Annotated in this window: 15 protein-coding genes; 5 read left to right on the plus strand and 10 right to left on the minus strand. The window is 73.5% G+C overall.

Annotation, left to right across the window (positions count from 1 at the left end; all coding sequences use genetic code 11):
- Nucleotides 1-188 precede the first annotated feature (188 nt).
- Together fahA and WHN02_RS02975 are read right to left on the minus strand one after the other, a co-directional pair.
- Nucleotides 189-1,385 carry a fumarylacetoacetase gene (gene fahA / locus WHN02_RS02970; protein ID WP_434741945.1) on the minus strand — a complete coding sequence of 399 codons (1,197 nt, stop codon included), beginning with the start codon at nucleotides 1,383-1,385 and terminating at the stop codon, nucleotides 189-191.
- Nucleotides 1,382-2,317, minus strand: a complete 936-nt coding sequence (locus WHN02_RS02975; RefSeq protein ID WP_434741946.1) for a hypothetical protein — start codon at nucleotides 2,315-2,317, stop codon at nucleotides 1,382-1,384. Before WHN02_RS02975 ends, fahA begins: the two co-directional genes overlap by 4 nt.
- An 84-nt stretch (nucleotides 2,318-2,401) precedes the next feature.
- Between WHN02_RS02975 and WHN02_RS02980 the strand changes: the two genes are divergently transcribed.
- Nucleotides 2,402-3,571 (plus strand): homogentisate 1,2-dioxygenase, encoded by a 1,170-nt coding sequence (locus WHN02_RS02980; protein WP_434741947.1) that lies wholly within the window; start codon nucleotides 2,402-2,404, stop codon nucleotides 3,569-3,571.
- A gap of 45 nt (nucleotides 3,572-3,616) precedes the next feature.
- Here WHN02_RS02980 and WHN02_RS02985 read toward each other — a convergent pair whose 3' ends face one another.
- The 4 genes from WHN02_RS02985 to WHN02_RS03000 are packed head-to-tail and all read right to left on the minus strand — an operon-like array spanning nucleotide 3,617 to nucleotide 6,392.
- Nucleotides 3,617-4,642 carry a tetratricopeptide repeat protein gene (locus tag WHN02_RS02985; RefSeq protein WP_434741948.1) on the minus strand — a complete coding sequence of 342 codons (1,026 nt, stop codon included), beginning with the start codon at nucleotides 4,640-4,642 and terminating at the stop codon, nucleotides 3,617-3,619.
- Nucleotides 4,643-4,652: 10 nt separating this feature from the next.
- Nucleotides 4,653-5,135 carry a 2-C-methyl-D-erythritol 2,4-cyclodiphosphate synthase gene (gene ispF / locus WHN02_RS02990; RefSeq protein WP_434741949.1) on the minus strand — a complete coding sequence of 161 codons (483 nt, stop codon included), beginning with the start codon at nucleotides 5,133-5,135 and terminating at the stop codon, nucleotides 4,653-4,655.
- Nucleotides 5,136-5,156: 21 nt separating this feature from the next.
- Entirely contained in the window at nucleotides 5,157-5,852 is a 696-nt protein-coding gene (gene ispD / locus WHN02_RS02995) for a 2-C-methyl-D-erythritol 4-phosphate cytidylyltransferase (RefSeq protein ID WP_434741950.1), read from the minus strand.
- A gap of 54 nt (nucleotides 5,853-5,906) precedes the next feature.
- On the minus strand, nucleotides 5,907-6,392 hold the full coding sequence (locus WHN02_RS03000; protein WP_007073334.1) for a CarD family transcriptional regulator: 486 nt from the start codon (nucleotides 6,390-6,392) through the stop codon (nucleotides 5,907-5,909).
- 315 nt (nucleotides 6,393-6,707) lie between these two features.
- Between WHN02_RS03000 and WHN02_RS03005 the strand changes: the two genes are divergently transcribed.
- Nucleotides 6,708-7,451, plus strand: coding sequence for a hypothetical protein (locus WHN02_RS03005; protein WP_434741951.1), 744 nt, complete (start codon nucleotides 6,708-6,710; stop codon nucleotides 7,449-7,451).
- Here WHN02_RS03005 and WHN02_RS03010 read toward each other — a convergent pair.
- The 4 genes from WHN02_RS03010 to WHN02_RS03025 form a co-directional block, all read right to left on the minus strand.
- On the minus strand, nucleotides 7,418-8,014 hold the full coding sequence (locus WHN02_RS03010; protein WP_434741952.1) for a hypothetical protein: 597 nt from the start codon (nucleotides 8,012-8,014) through the stop codon (nucleotides 7,418-7,420). The two genes, WHN02_RS03005 and WHN02_RS03010, sit on opposite strands and share 34 nt — an antisense overlap.
- Before the next feature lie 160 nt (nucleotides 8,015-8,174).
- Entirely contained in the window at nucleotides 8,175-9,233 is a 1,059-nt protein-coding gene (locus WHN02_RS03015; protein WP_434741953.1) for a type III polyketide synthase, read from the minus strand.
- 55 nt (nucleotides 9,234-9,288) lie between these two features.
- Nucleotides 9,289-10,455, minus strand: a complete 1,167-nt coding sequence (locus WHN02_RS03020) for an acyl-CoA dehydrogenase family protein (protein WP_434741954.1) — start codon at nucleotides 10,453-10,455, stop codon at nucleotides 9,289-9,291.
- A 69-nt stretch (nucleotides 10,456-10,524) separates the two neighbouring features.
- The gene (locus WHN02_RS03025) at nucleotides 10,525-11,280 is read right to left on the minus strand and encodes a methyltransferase domain-containing protein (protein ID WP_434741955.1); all 756 of its coding nucleotides are present in this window, start codon (nucleotides 11,278-11,280) and stop codon (nucleotides 10,525-10,527) included.
- Nucleotides 11,281-11,325: 45 nt separating this feature from the next.
- On the opposite strand from WHN02_RS03025, the gene WHN02_RS03030 reads away from it, so the two are divergent.
- The 3 genes from WHN02_RS03030 to radA all read left to right on the plus strand — a co-directional run bounded on the left by WHN02_RS03030 (nucleotide 11,326) and on the right by radA (nucleotide 14,637).
- Complete coding sequence (locus WHN02_RS03030) at nucleotides 11,326-12,165, plus strand: UbiA family prenyltransferase (RefSeq protein ID WP_434741956.1); 840 nt, start codon at nucleotides 11,326-11,328, stop codon at nucleotides 12,163-12,165.
- A gap of 163 nt (nucleotides 12,166-12,328) precedes the next feature.
- Nucleotides 12,329-13,075: a hypothetical protein gene (locus WHN02_RS03035; protein ID WP_434741957.1), complete on the plus strand. Its 747-nt coding sequence runs from the start codon at nucleotides 12,329-12,331 to the stop codon at nucleotides 13,073-13,075.
- A gap of 92 nt (nucleotides 13,076-13,167) precedes the next feature.
- Nucleotides 13,168-14,637 (plus strand): DNA repair protein RadA, encoded by a 1,470-nt coding sequence (radA, locus tag WHN02_RS03040; RefSeq protein ID WP_434741958.1) that lies wholly within the window; start codon nucleotides 13,168-13,170, stop codon nucleotides 14,635-14,637.
- Nucleotides 14,638-14,661 lie beyond the last annotated feature (24 nt).

Consider the following 14,661-nt stretch of genomic DNA (forward strand, 5'->3'; position numbering starts at 1 on the left):
CGGACGTGTCACGACGTCGGCGCCGTCGAGTCACGGCGCCGACCGGGTCCCGGCGTACGCCCCGACGTCGGGACCCGGCTCGATCAACGCGGCAGCGACCCGTCCCGATCGGACAGAGGGTGCGACGGAGAAGCCGGAGGAGAACTCGGCGGAGGTGTCGGAGCGAGACCGACACCGACCAATTTCGGTCAGCGGGCCGAACTGATGGTCCCGGTCACCTCGCCGAGGGCGACGACGGTGCCGTCCACCCCGGGCGCGGTGGCGGTGAGCGTCACGGTGTCCCCGTCGGCGAGGAAGGTGCGGCTCTCCCCCGCGATCGTGACCGGCTCGGTCCCACCCCAGGTCAACTCCAGGAACGAACCGACCTGCCCCCGGTCGGGCCCGGAGACGGTGCCGGAGGCGTAGAGGTCGCCGGTGCGCAGGGAGGCACCGTTGACCGTCAGGTGGGCAAGCTGCTGGGCCGGGGTCCAGTACATGGTGGCGAAGGGGGGTTCGGTGACCCGCTCGCCGTTCCAGTCGACGGCGATCCGCAGGTCCAGCCCCAGGTGGGGGACGTCGCGCAGGTATTCGGCGACCACCGGGTCCTGCTCCGGTGCGGGTACGAACGCCGCGCCGAGCGCCTCCAGCGGAGTCACCCAGGCCGACACCGAGGTGGCGAAGGACTTGCCCAGGAAGGGGCCGAGGGGCTGGTACTCCCAGGCCTGGATGTCCCGGGCGGACCAGTCGTTGACCAGCACCACCCCGAAGACGTGGTCGGCGAAGTCGGCCACGTCCACCGGGCTCCCGAGCGGACTGGGAACCCCGACGACGAAGCCGATCTCCGCCTCTATGTCGAGCCTCGCCGACGGGCCGGTGACCGGCCCCTCGGGCGTGGCCCGCTGCCCACGGGGCCGCACCACAGGGGTGCCGGAGACCACGACGGTGCCGGCCCGCCCGTGGTAGCCGATCGGCAGGTGCTTCCAGTTGGGCAGCAGCGGAGGCTGGCCGGGGCGGAAGATCTGCCCGATGTTGGCGGCGTGGTGTTCCGAGGAGTAGAAGTCGACGTAGTCGGCCACGTCGAAGGGGAGCAGCAACTCCACCTCCGCCAGGCCGATCAGCAGGGGGCGCACCGCGTCCTGATGTGCGGAGTCGGTCAACAGCTCGGTCACCCGCTGCCGGACCGCCGTCCACTGCGGTCGACCGAGCGCCATGAACTCGTTGAGCGTCGGGCGGGACAGCGCCCCACCGGCCAGCACCAGACCGGCGGCCTCCGCCCCGGCCAGGTCGAGGACCAGGTCCCCGATCCGTACGCCGATGCGGGGCTGGTCCCCGGACCGCCGGAACACCCCGTACGGCAGGTTGGTCACCCCGTACGGCGACCCGTTCGCGCCCGTCACCCAGGTCATACGTCGTACCCCCCGTTCACCAGCCCCAGCCGGATCAGATCGGTCAGTGGTTCCAGGATGCTGCACGAGCCGTACCCGACCCAGAGCGGACGAACCCGGTCGCGGGCGGCGCGGGCCGGTTCGACGAGGGGGACCGGGTCGGTGGTGGCGAGCAGCGCCGCCACCCTCGACACGTCGGCCCCGCCGTCGGCGGCGAGGACGGCGGCCAGCACGTTGCCGAAGCCGTGATGGGTGAAACCGGTCTCCGGGTCGCGGTGGCGGACGGCGTGGTGCAGCCCGGCGGTCAGCTTGAACGCAAGTCCCCGGTCCCGGCAGGCGCAGATCACCGCCGCCAGCTCCGTCGGGGTGGGGAAGAGTTCGGCGGCGAGCCCGCCGGTGCGGAACTTCGCCGCCACCGGCAGCCCTCGGTGGGCGGCACCGGTCCGGGGTCCGCTCGACTGTGCCACCGACGAACCAGACGCAGACTGGACGGGCGGGGGTTGGACGCTGCGCGTCTCGGCGAGGGTGTCCAGGGCACCCATCAGGCCGAAGGTCAGCGGGATCTCGGCGTGGACGGCGAGCCCGTCGTGGCGGGCGGCGAAGGCGAGCAGCTCGGCCAGGCCGGGTTGCGGGTCCTCGCTGCGCCGACCCACAGCCGCCTCCACCTGCCGGACCGTGACGCGGGGGTCGACCCCGGCGAGTGCGGCGTCGAGCCGGTCGAGCGGGACGTCGGCGATCACCCCGACCTCGATCCGCTCGTCGGGGGCGAGCAGCCCGGCCAGGTCGGTCAGGGCGGTGGCCGGCAACAGCAGCGGGCCGACCAGGTCGGCGTACCACCGGGTGCGGTGTCGACGGTGACCGGCGACCGCGTCGGGCAGTGTCGCGCTGCCCGGCGGGAAGACGGCCGCGTCGTCCACCAGTCCGGCCAGGAGGCGGGGCACCTGCGTTGACACGAGACAAGAATCTACGGGACGCTACGAGGAACGGACAACAGCGTCCGATTATCGGACGCGTCGAGGTGGCACCCGGGAGGGGACATGCCGTACTACCGCCGCGTCGGTGAGGTGCCCCGCAAGCGGCACACCCAGTTCCGCCAGCCCGACGGCAGCCTCTACGCCGAGGAGCTGATGGGCCAGGAGGGTTTCTCCGCCGACTCGTCCCTGCTCTACCACCGGTACGCCCCGACCGCCGTCGTCGCCGCCGAGGAGTTCCGCCCGCCCGCCGTGGAACGGGTGCCCAACCTCCCGCTCAAGCCCCGGCACCTGCGGACCCACCAGCTCGACGGGACCGGCGCCGACCCGGTGCTCGGCCGGGCGTACCTGCTCGCCAACGACGACGTCCGGATCGGGTACGTGCTCGCCGACCGGCCCGGCCCCCTGTACCGCAACGCCACCGGCGACGAGTGCCTCTACGTGGAGGCCGGGGGGTTGCGGGTGGAGTCGCCGTTCGGGGTCCTGGAAGCCGTCGCCGGGGACTACGTCGTCATCCCCACCTCCACCATCCACCGGCTCGTCCCCACCGGAGGAGAACCGGCCCGGCTGCTCACCATCGAGGCGACAGGGCACATCGGCCCGCCCAAGCGCTACCTCTCCGTACGCGGGCAGTTCCTGGAGCACTCCCCGTACTGCGAGCGGGACGTCCGGGGACCGGACGCGCCGTGGCAGGTCGACGACACCGACGTCGAGGTGCTGGTCCGCCACCGCAACGGCTGGACCCGGTACGTCTACGCCCACCACCCGTTCGACGTGGTCGGTTGGGACGGTCACCTCTACCCGTGGGCCTTCTCCATCCACGACTTCGAGCCGATCACCGGCCGGATCCACCAGCCCCCACCGGTGCACCAGACCTTCGCCGGCCCCAACTTCGTGATCTGCTCCTTCGTGCCCCGCAAGGTCGACTACCACCCGGACGCCATCCCGGTGCCGTACAACCACCACAACGTCGATTCCGACGAGATGCTCTTCTACACCGGCGGAAACTACGAGGCCCGGCGCGGCTCCGGCATCGGACAGGGTTCGATCTCCCTGCACCCGTCCGGTTTCACCCACGGCCCGCAGCCCGGGGCCGCCGAACGGTCCATCGGCGTCGACTACTTCGACGAGCTGGCCGTCATGGTCGACACCTTCCGACCCCTGGACCTCTGCGCCGCCGCCCGCACCTGCGAGGACGACGCCTACGCCTTCACCTGGGCCGGCCCCCGGGGGTAACCGTCGACAGGGGCAGGTGCCGCCCCGGCCCGACGCGGGTCGGGGTCAGGCCACCGGTCGGTGGTAGATCGCGACCTGGGCGACGGCGGTGACGGCGATCGCCAGCACCAGCGGCCAGGGCGTGCCGAAGACGGCGTAGAGCAGGATCAGCACGGGGCCGGCGGCCACCGCGAACACTGCCGCGGCGAGCAGCCGGTCGGAGCGCAGCAGCCCGGGCAGGATGGTGTCGGTGAGCCCGGGCAGCCCGGCCGCGAAGCGCCAGACCAGCAGGCCACCGCCGAGCGCCGCCGCCACGGCGAAGAGCCGGGACAGCGCGCCGTTCCCGGCCGCCACGCAGGCCACCAGGACCGTGGCGACCAGGGACCACCCGGCTCCGTACAGCACCAGGCGGCGCACCCCGGTGGAGATGGTCCGCCGGGAGTCCACCCGCCCCGGGCTCATCGCCGCCGCCTCGGCCAGGTCCTCCAGCGCCTCGGCGTACCGTCGCTGCTCCAACCGGAGCACCCCGATGTCGTGCCGGGCCTCGGCCAACTGGGGGTCGAGCCGAAGCGCCTCCCGGTAGGCCCGTTCCGCCAGGTCGAACAGCTCCATCCGGGCCGCGACCAGGCCGAGGACCAGGTGGGCCTGGGGGTCCTCGGGGGCCAGTTCCACCCCACGCCAGGCCGCGTTCAACGCGGGCTGCCCGTTGCGGGCGCCGGCCAGGATCGCCGCCGCGCTCCGCTGGGCGTACGCGTCGTCCGGCCCCATCCTCAGGATCTCGTCGGCGGTCCGGGCCGCCTCGGCGTACTCCCGCAGGTCGACCAGGGCCAGTGCCCGCACCACCAGCGGCGGGAGGAACTGCGGTGCGGCGGCGATCGCCGACTCGGCAGCGGTACGCGCCTCACCCGGCCGGTCGGCAGCCAGGTGGACCTGGGCCAGCATGGTCAGCGCCAGCGGGTCGGCCGGGTCGAGGGAGACGGCGTACCCGAGTTCGGCGGCGGCCTCGTCGTACCGGCCGAGTTCGGCGAGCAGCTGTGCCCGCTGGAGGTAGCCGTCGGCCGAGGACCGGTCGGGTGAGGCGTCGTTCGACATCGCGGTGAGCCTAGGCCGGGGCGGCCGGATAGACCAGGGCGACGGCGATCCCGGCGAGCCCTTCGGCCCGGCCGGTGAAACCGAGCCCGTCGGTGGTGGCGGCGGAGACGGTCACCGGGGCACCGACGGCCTCGGAGAGCGCCCGCTCCGCCTCCGCCCGACGCGGTCCGATCTTCGGGCGTACCCCGACGATCTGGACCGAGACGTTGCCGATCTCGAACCCGGCGGCCCGGACCCGGCGGGCGGTCTCGACGAGCAGGGCCGCGCCGGGGGCACCGGCCCACTCCGGCTCGGCCACCCCGAAGTTGGACCCGAGGTCACCGAGACCGGCGGCGGAGAGCAGCGCGTTGCAGACCGCGTGGGCGCCGACGTCGGCGTCCGAGTGACCGGCCAGGCCGTCCTGGTCCGGCCAGTGCAGGCCCGCCACCCAACAGGGTCGTCCCGCCTCGAAGGCATGGACGTCGGTGCCGATGGCCACCCGGGGAACGATCATGAGACGAGGGTACGCGGCGACTCAGGCCCCGGCGGCGAGCAGGTGCTCGGCGAGCGTCAGGTCGAACGGTCGGGTGATCTTGATGGCGTAATCCGAGCCGGGTACGCATCGCACCGGCACGCCCTGCCGTTCGACCAGACCCGCGTCGTCGGTGAGGGAGTCGGCGGCTGCGGCGTGGGCGGCGGCCAACACCGACCGGCGGAAACCCTGCGGGGTCTGCACCGACCGCAACGTCGACCTGTCGACCGTTCCGAGGGCCTGCTCCCCGGCGTCGACCCTCCTGATGGTGTCGACCACCGGCAGGACCGGGATCACCGCGTCGTGACCGGCCCGGACGGCGGCGGCCACCGACTCGATCAGGTCGGGTGGGGTCAGCGCCCGGGCGGCGTCGTGCACCAGGACGATCTCCGGCCCGGCCGGCACCACGGCCAGGGCGGCGGCGACCGACGCCTGTCGTTCGGCACCGCCGGGCACCACGGTCACCGGAGCCACCGGAGCGAGCAGCCGCCTGACGAGGTCGACCTCGGCGGCGGGAGCGGCCACCACGACAGTGTGCACCGAATCGGCGGCGGCGAGCCGGCGCACCGCGTGGACCAGCAGCGGCTCACCGGCCAGGGTCCGCAGCGCCTTGGGGCCGCCCGGTCCGAGGCGTACTCCCGCACCTGCCGCAGGCACGAGGACCGCGACGTCACCGCGCGGGTTGAGCTGCGCGGTCACGTCGCGGTCCTCGGATTCGCTTGCTGCGGGGTGGGTATGAGGATGCTGCGGAGACTAGGCCTCGGTCAGGACCTTGTCGAGCAGCGTCTCCGCCTCGTCCTTGGTGCTCTTCTCCGCCAACGCGACCTCACCGACGAGGATGTCGCGGGCCTTGGCGAGCATCCGCTTCTCGCCGGCCGACAGGCCCCGCTCCCGCTCCCGGCGCCACAGGTCACGAACCACCTCGGCGACCTTCAGCGGGTTCCCGGAGGCCAACTTCTCCAGATTTGCCTTGTAACGCCGCGACCAGTTGGTCGGCTCCTCGGTGTGCGGAGCCCGGAGAACGTCGAAGACCTTGCCCAGGCCCTCTTCGCCGACCACCTCACGCACGCCCACGATCTCGGCGTTCTCAGCGGGCACCCGGACGGTCAGGTCACCCTGTGCGACCCTCAGGACGAGGTACTGCTTAGGCTCGCCCTTGATGACCCGAGTCTCGATTGCCTCGATGAGTGCGGCCCCGTGGTGGGGGTAAACAACGGTCTCGCCGACACTGAAAACCATAGGTTCGAAACCCCTTTCGCTGTGTCTAGGGTAACACGCTCAGGCACCGATGTCTCACCGCTGTCCTGACCGTTGGCGCAGCTCAGGGGCCATGTGAGAGGTATTTCTTCCGCTTGACATGGAGCCAAACGGGTGGATTGAACACTCTCCGTAATCGCCGGGTGGCGCCCTGGTCAGGGCACTCGCGAGCCCGGCAGGGCAGTCGACCCCATGATATCCGGCGGATTCCCGCCGCGCCCAGGTGTAGCGCCAGACCACCGAGGTGGGGGACCCTGGAGGACACGCCACCCGGCCGAGACGGTTTCAGGGGGTCCGATGGGCATACCGGACGCAGAGGACCAGGGTCCCACCGACGGCCTCCCCGACCTTCCCCCCGAGTGGGGCCGGATCGTCGTCCCCGACGACCTCTCCGCCCTCGCCGACGAAGTCACCCTCGTCCGCCGGGAGCTACGCGCCGAGGCCAGCCGCCGACGGTGGCAACGACGACTCGGCGGGACCGGCAGCCGAGTGGTGGGACTACCACTGATGATCCTGCTGGTCATCGCCGTCACCGCCACCACCGCCCTGCTCTCCGGGGCCTGGCCCCGGCCGCCACGCGGCGGTGACCGCCCCACCGTGGTGCCGTACCCGACGGCCACCGGACTGGCCGGTCACTCCCTGCCGGCGCTGGACCTGGTCGACTCCGACCAGGACCCGGTGTCGATCCGCGGCCTCCTGCCCGCCGTGATCGTCCTGGTCGACGGGTGCGTCTGCGCCGCACAGGTCGCCGACGCGGCCAGAGCCGTGCCCGAGGGGGTCACCGTCGTCACGGTGACCGGCGGCACCGCCCCGGTTCCCGCCCCCACGCCCACCCTCGACGACGCCCACCCGATACGCCCACAGACGATCCGGGCCCTGGCCGACCCCGCCGGCGGGCTGCGGGCCTTCCTCCACCTACCGGCCCGCCCCGACAGCACCACGGTGCTGCTGGTGCACCGGTCCGGCACCGTGCAGCGGGTGCACCCGGAGGTCCGGGCGGTCGACGACTACCGCGCCGAACTGGCCTCACTCGCCCGCTGACCCGCCGGTAGGGCGACCAGTTGGATCCGGACCTCGGCCGACCCCCGGCGGTAGGTCCCCATCCTGATCCGGACCTGCCCGCTGTCCCCCGGGATCTCGATCCGGACCACCGACCCGTCACACGCCGACCGGTCCGCCTCGGCGACCCGACCCCGTCCCGCCCAGACCCACACGAGCAGTGCCCGGGACCCGATGCACCGGTACTCCAGGACGTACCGGCTGCGCACGCCGGGGGAGAACTCCCACCTGACCGTCTGCCCGGAGGTGATGGTCGCCTGGTCCTGCAGGACCGGCCTGATCCAGGGATACCCGCCCGCCGCGAAGCCGCCGTACGTCGACGGTCGACCCGCACTCGCCCCCGCCCGCCCCGAACGGGGATCGACGGTGACCGAGCCGGAACCGTCAGCAGGCCAGCGGACCAGTTCGGGCGGGACCGCGACCGGTGGGGCACCGGTCGCCTCCGGGGCGCTCGCCCGCCACCAGAGACCACCACCGAGGAGGGTCACCAGGACCACCCCGAACAGCAGGGCACCACGGAACCGGCCAGCCGCCTCGCCACTCACCCGTCGAGGGTAACGAGCGTTCGAACCCCCCGCACCTGCGCGAACGCGCCCCACCGCCCCCTCGACGGCGGCGATGGGGCGGACGACCGCAATGGCGGCGGAGCAGTCGGCCGCTCTGGCGGTGGAGCGGCCGACCACGGCGGCGGTGGGGCGGGGCGGCTCAGGCCCGTCGGTCGAGCAGGGCGGCGTAGAGGGTGAGCCCGGGACCGAAGGCCAGCATGACGATCCGGTCCGGCGGCCGTGGGGCACCGCGCAGCCGGTCCAGGATCAGCAGGACGGTGGGCGACGAGCAGTTGCCGTGCTCAGCCAGGGTCGCCCGGGAGGCGGTCAGCCCGTCCGGCGGCAGACCCAACTCCTGCTCCACCACGTTGAGGATGCGGGGACCCCCCGGATGCACCGCCCAGCCGTCCACCTCGGACACCTTCGTCCCGTGTCGGGTGAGCAGATCCTCCACCAGTCCCCGGACGTGCACCGACAACACCTGGGGCACCTTCGACGACAGGCCCATCCGGAAGCCGGTGTCGGTGACGTCCCAGGTCATGTGGTCGGCGGTGCTGGTGTCGGTGACCGAGGCGACCTCGCGCAGCGCGTACCCGGGGCCGCCGGGAACGAGCACGGCGGCGACGGCGGCGTCCGAGAAGAGCGCATGGGAGACGATCTGCTGGGTGTCCATCCGGCTGCCCGCCGGTTGCAGGTGCAGGCTGGTCAACTCCGCGCAGAGCAGCACCGCGGGCCGGCCCCGGGCGGTCACGAAGTCGCTCGCCGCCCCCAGCCCGGGCAGCGCCGCGTAACACCCCATGTGCCCGACGAACATCCGCTGGGTGTCGACGGCCATGCCGAGATCCCGGGCCAGCATGATGTCCAGCCCGGGAGTGGCGTACCCGGTGCAGGAGCAGACCACGAACAGCCCCACCCGATCGGCGGCCAGGCCGGCGTCGGCAAGCGCCCGGGCCACCGCCTCCCGACCCAACGGCAACGCCTCCACCTGGTACCGCCGCATCCGACGCTCGGTCGGCCACTGCGACACGTCCTCCAGCAGCGGGCTCACCACCGCCTGCCGCCGCCGTACGCCGGAGTTGGCGAAGATCCGCTGGGCCAACGCCCGGGGCGCCCCGGAGAAGAACCCGGAGAAGAACCCGGCCCACAGCTCGTCCTGCTCGGCCGAGGGCGGGTGCGCCGTCCCCAGTCCCGCGATCACCGGTACGGCCACAGCACCCACCTCTCGTCCACGTCCCCGCAGCGGAGGTCCCCACCGCTTCCCACCGCCGGGCCGGTCACCACCGCGGGGTCGATCCGTCGCGGTCCGGGTCCCCGCCCAGCGTCGCGATGCCGAGCCAGTCGGCGCAGACGTCGGAGGTCGCCGGGTGCAGCGAACCGCACCGGGCGTCGCGGTACAGCCGCTCCGACGGGTGCCCACGCCGGGTCGCCGACGTGCCGGCCGCCTCCACCATGGAGGCCGCCACCTCTGCCGCCGTCGTTCCGGCGAGCAGCTTCGCCCGCCACACCCAGCGGTTGGTCTCCTGGTCACCAGGGGCTTCGTCGACCCGACGGGCCGCCTCGGCCACGGCGAGCTGCGCGGCCGCCACAGCGGCGTCGGCCCGCCCCACCCTCGCCCGTACCGCTGGCAGGCCGGTCAGGTCCCGGGCGACGAGGTGCTCGGTCGCCGCGTCGATCGCCGCCCTGGCCACACCCGTGTAGACGGCCGCGTAACTGGCCACCAACCAGTGCGGCATCAGCTGGGCGACCACCAGGGCCAGCCCCTCCACCCCACCGAGCAACCGGTCCGTCGGCACCGTCACGTCAAGGTGCAGGTCGTGCGAGGAGGTGGCCCGCATGCCGAGCGAGTCCCACGTCGACTCCACCTCCAGCCCGCTCCCGGCCGGGACCAGGAACTGGGACACCACCGACGGGTCGGTGGCACTGCGCGCGGCCACCAGGTAGCCGTCGGCGTGCCCGGCACCCGAGCAGAAGGTCTTGCTGCCCTTGAGGTGCCAGCCCCCCTCGACCGGCTCGTAGACGGTGCTCAGCCGGGAGAGCCGGGCCCCCGCCCCCCGTTCACTCATCGCCACCGCGTACCAGGAGCCCTCGGCGGCGGCCCGGAGCAGGACGTCCCGGGCGGCCAACGCCTCGTCGGGTACGCCCAACGACTCGGCCAGTTCCTCGGTCACCGCACCGAGGGCACCGGTGACCGAGGCGTGCATGTTGAACACCAGGGCCGTGGCCCCGTTGCCCCGTGCCAGCTCACCGGCGACCGCCGCGTACTCGGCGAAGGTGGCCCCCAGACCACCCAGCTCGGTAGGGACCATCAGCCCGAACAGACCGGCCTCGCGCAGATCCTCGAAGTCGTCGACCGGAAAAGAACCGTCGCGGTCGTGCCCGGCCGCCCGGGCGGCGAACCGTGGCGCCAACCGTCGGGCCGCCTCCAGCGCGTGCACCGTCATCCTCGCCTCCCTTCCCGACATCCACTACCCCGCCGCGACGCCGTCACCCGCGTCCGGCGGCGCTCTCCGCTACCCCCGCCGGACCCCCCGCCCCTGGTACAACACCGCCGTGGACCAGGTGGGCACGATCCGGGGCGGGCGACCGGCCGGGCCGACCCCGGGGAGCATCCGCCGGGTCAGCCAGCCGACCAGCCCGGCGACCTCCGGCCGGACCCCGCGTACGCGCAGGTCCACGCCGTGTCGGCGGCACTCGGCGAGCAGCTCGCGATGGTCCACGAACAGGCGGGGGTCGTGGATTCCCCGAGGGACGGTGGGCAGCCGCTCCCCGACGTGCACCGCGACCAGGCGGCTCAGGGCGGTGTCGTTCAGGGTGTCCAGGACCAGCAGGCCCCCCGGGCGCAGCAGCCGACACGCCTCGGCGACCACCCGCCGCCAGTCGGGTACGTGTTCGAGCAGCTCCCCGGCGGCGACCACGTCGGCGCACCCGTCGGCGAGCGGAACCGCCGTCGCGTCGGCGTGGACCACACTCACCCCGTGGGCTGCGGCCTGTTCCAGTGCCGAGCGGGTGAGATCCACCCCGACGTGCCGGTAACCCTTGCCCGTCAGGTGCGGGGCGAGGAGCCCGGCACCACAGCCCAGGTCGACCAGGAGGGCACCGGAACGGGTCGCCGGAGGCACCAGTGCCGCCCGGGCCCGCGCCAGCCAGTGCAACATCGCGAACGCGCCGTCGGGTCGCCACCACTCACCGGCGAGGTCGTCGTACTGCCTCGGGTCGTTGGGAGGCAGCAGTCGACCGGACGACGGGATCGATCCCACGTCTCGCATGGACAGAGCGTGGCACGACTGGACGGTAACGACCAGACTTCCCTTATGTCGCGATGGGTGTTAGGGCTGGTTACAGCGAGTCATCCGGAACCGACCATAGCGGTCACCGCGGTCGCCGGACTCCTCGCCTGGGGGGTGGGGCACCCACCGGCCTCGGTGGCGGCGGTGGCGGGCACCGTGGCGGCGAGCCAGCTCGCCACCGGGTGGGCGAACGACGCCCTCGACGCCCGGCGCGACGCCACCGTGGGGCGTACCGACAAACCGGTGGCCCGGGGCCTCGTCGGTCGGCGGACCGTCGCGCTGGCCGGGGTGGCCGCCGCCCTGGCCACCCCGCTGCTGGCGCTGACCACCAACCCCGTCGCGGCGCTCTGGGCCACCGCCGGGCTGGTCTCGGCGCTGCTCTACGACTGGCCGTTGAAGTCGACGCCGTTCTCCGTACTGCCGTACGCGTTCTCCTTCGGCACCCTTCCCGCCTTCGTGGTGCTGGCCCTGCCCGGGGCACCCGCCCCACCCCTCTGGCTGGTCGGGGCGGCCGCCTGCCTGGGGGCCGGGGCACACTTCGCCAACGTGCTGCCCGACCTCGACGACGACGCCCGGACCGGGGTACGCGGACTGCCCCACCGGGTCGGAGCGACAGGCAGTCGGGTCGCCGCCGCCGGGCTGCTCCTGGCCGCCACCGTCTGGCTGGTGCTCGGGCCACCCGGCCCGCCGTCCACCCTCGGCCTCGCGGCGGTGCTCACCGCCGCCGTGGTCCCGCCGCTGAGCTGGTACGCCGCCCGGATCTCGGCCCGCCCGTCGGGACGGGGAACAGCCGCCTTCCGGGCGGTCCTACTGGTGGCGTTGATCGATGTCGCACTGCTCGTGGCCAGCGGGCGGCTGGTCTGACGGGGCGGCCCCGACCGCCGGTACCGGCAGCCCCGGGAAGGCGGCATTCCCGGGTCGCCGTGCGGCGGTCGTCGCGGCCCCACTACCCTGAACGCGGTCTGCGCGGGTATGGCCACCGCGCCCGGCGTACGCCCGGGTGGGGATCGTGACGAGGAGGACCGACGTGACGCGCTCGATCAGGGCACCCCGACGGGCGGCCGTGGTGCTGGCCGGAATGGCCGCGGTGACCGGCATGGTGGCCGGCTGCGGAACCGGCCAGGTGTCGGAGACCGCCCAGAAGGTGCCGTCGGTCCAGAGCGTCAACATCCAGACCCCGGACAACGGGTTCAAGGTGCGGGGCCTCCAGGTCGACTACCCCGGTGTCGAGGGCTACCAGGCGGGTGACGACGCCCCGCTGAGCGTGTTCTTCTACAACGACACCCAGCAGGCGATCACCGTGACCGTCACCACCGACAGCGCCAGCGAGGTGCTGTTGAGCGGTGCCGGCGGCACCGAGGGCAGCCCCGCTCCGTCCGAGTCGCCGGGCAGCCCCTCCTCGCCGGCCGGCCCCGGCGGCCCCCAGCCCTCCGAGTCCGACTCCCCCGGACCGGACGCCTCCCCCTCGCCCGACGCCTCCCCGTCGCCCGACGCCTCCCCCTCGCCGGAGGAGTCGGCGCCGGCCGGCGAGCCGGCCCGGATCGAGGTGCCGGCCCAGGGCTACGTGCAGCTCACCGGCGGCGACACCGGTCAGCTCCAGCTGATCGGCCTGAACGAGGCGCTCCTCGTCGGCCAGCAGGTGAACCTGGTCTTCGACCTGGGCAACGGGCAGACCCTGTCGACGCCGGCACCGGTCGCCGTGCCGCTCAGCCCGGCCGCACCGCCCACCCCGATCATCGAGCGCGAGTTCGGCATCGAGGGCGACGGGCACTGATCCCGCTCCTCCCCGTCGATCGACGACACCGCCGCCGTGGCGACCACCACGCCGGCGGTGTTTTCGTCGCAGGGGGCGGTTAGCGTCCTGGTGTGACGACCTCCCGATCGAACCTGCAAGCCGGCGCCGGCCGGGGACGCGCCGGTGGCGCCACCGGCCGGGGTCGGGCCGGACGTGAACCCCGCCCCGCGTACGAGTGCGACGCCTGCGGCCACCAGCCGCCTAAATGGGTGGGACGCTGCCCGGAGTGTGGTGAGTGGGGCTCGGTGATCGAGTCCACGGTCACCGGCCCCACCGTGGCGGGCCGGGTGGTCAGCTCCCGGATGCCCGCCGAGCCGGCCCGGCCGATCGCCGAGATCAGCGCCGCCCCGGCCCGCGCCCGGCCCACCGGAGTCAGCGAGCTGGACCGGGTGCTCGGTGGCGGCCTGGTCCCCGGCGCGGTGGTCCTGTTGGCGGGCGAGCCGGGCGTCGGCAAGTCGACCCTCCTGCTCGACGTGGCCCAGCAGTGGGCGGCCGGGGCGGGCAGCCCGTCCCTGGTGGTCAGCGGCGAGGAGTCGGTCAGCCAGGTACGCCTGCGGGCCGAGCGGATGGGTGCCCTGCACGAGCAGCTCTACCTGGCCGCCGAGAGCGACCTGAGCGCCGTCCTCGGCCACCTGGACGCGGTCGAGCCGGGACTGCTGGTACTCGACTCCGTACAGACCATCTCCACCACCGGCACCGAGGGGGTGCCGGGTGGGGTGACCCAGGTGCGGGCGGTCACCGCCGCGCTGGTCGCTGTGGCCAAGGAACGCGGGATCGCCACGGTCCTCGTCGGCCACGTGACCAAGGACGGTCAGGTGGCCGGTCCCCGGGTGCTGGAACACCTGGTCGACGTGGTGCTGCACTTCGAGGGGGACAAGCACTCCTCGCTGCGGATGGTGCGCGGGGTGAAGAACCGGTTCGGCGCCGCCGACGAGGTGGGCTGCTTCGAGATGCACGAGGGGGGGATCAGCAGTCTGGCCGACCCGTCCGGGCTGTTCCTGACCCGCTACTCCGAGCCGGTGCCGGGGACCTGCGTGACGGTGGCGATGGAGGGCCGCCGGGCCCTCGTCACCGAGGTCCAGGCGCTGATCGGGGCGACGGTGGCCGGTTCACCCCGCCGGACCGTCTCCGGGCTCGACGGGGCCCGGCTGGCGATGGTGCTGGCGGTGCTGCAACGGCGTACCGAGCGGTTGACCCTGCACGACCGGGAGGTCTTCGCCGCCACGGTGGGCGGGATCCGGGTGGTGGAACCGGCCGCCGACCTGGCTGTCGCCCTCGCCGTCGCGTCCGGAGGGCTCAACCTGGCCGTCGACCCGCACCTGGTGGCGATCGGCGAGGTCGGCCTGACCGGTGAGGTACGCCGGGTCGGGGCGGTGCCCCGTCGGCTGGCGGAGGCGGCCCGACTCGGATTCCGGTTCGCCATCGTGCCGCCCGGGTGCGGACCCGACTCGGCCGGAGCGGGCCCGGCGAACATGCGCGTGGTCGAGGCCGCCGATCTCCGGTCCGCGTTGCAGGCCGCCGCCCGGGCGTCCGCCGGGTGATCTCCGCCGGTCAGGGGACACATC

Origin of the sequence: Micromonospora sp. SH-82 (assembly GCF_051132485.1) — a bacterium.
GTDB lineage: Bacteria > Actinomycetota > Actinomycetes > Mycobacteriales > Micromonosporaceae > Micromonospora.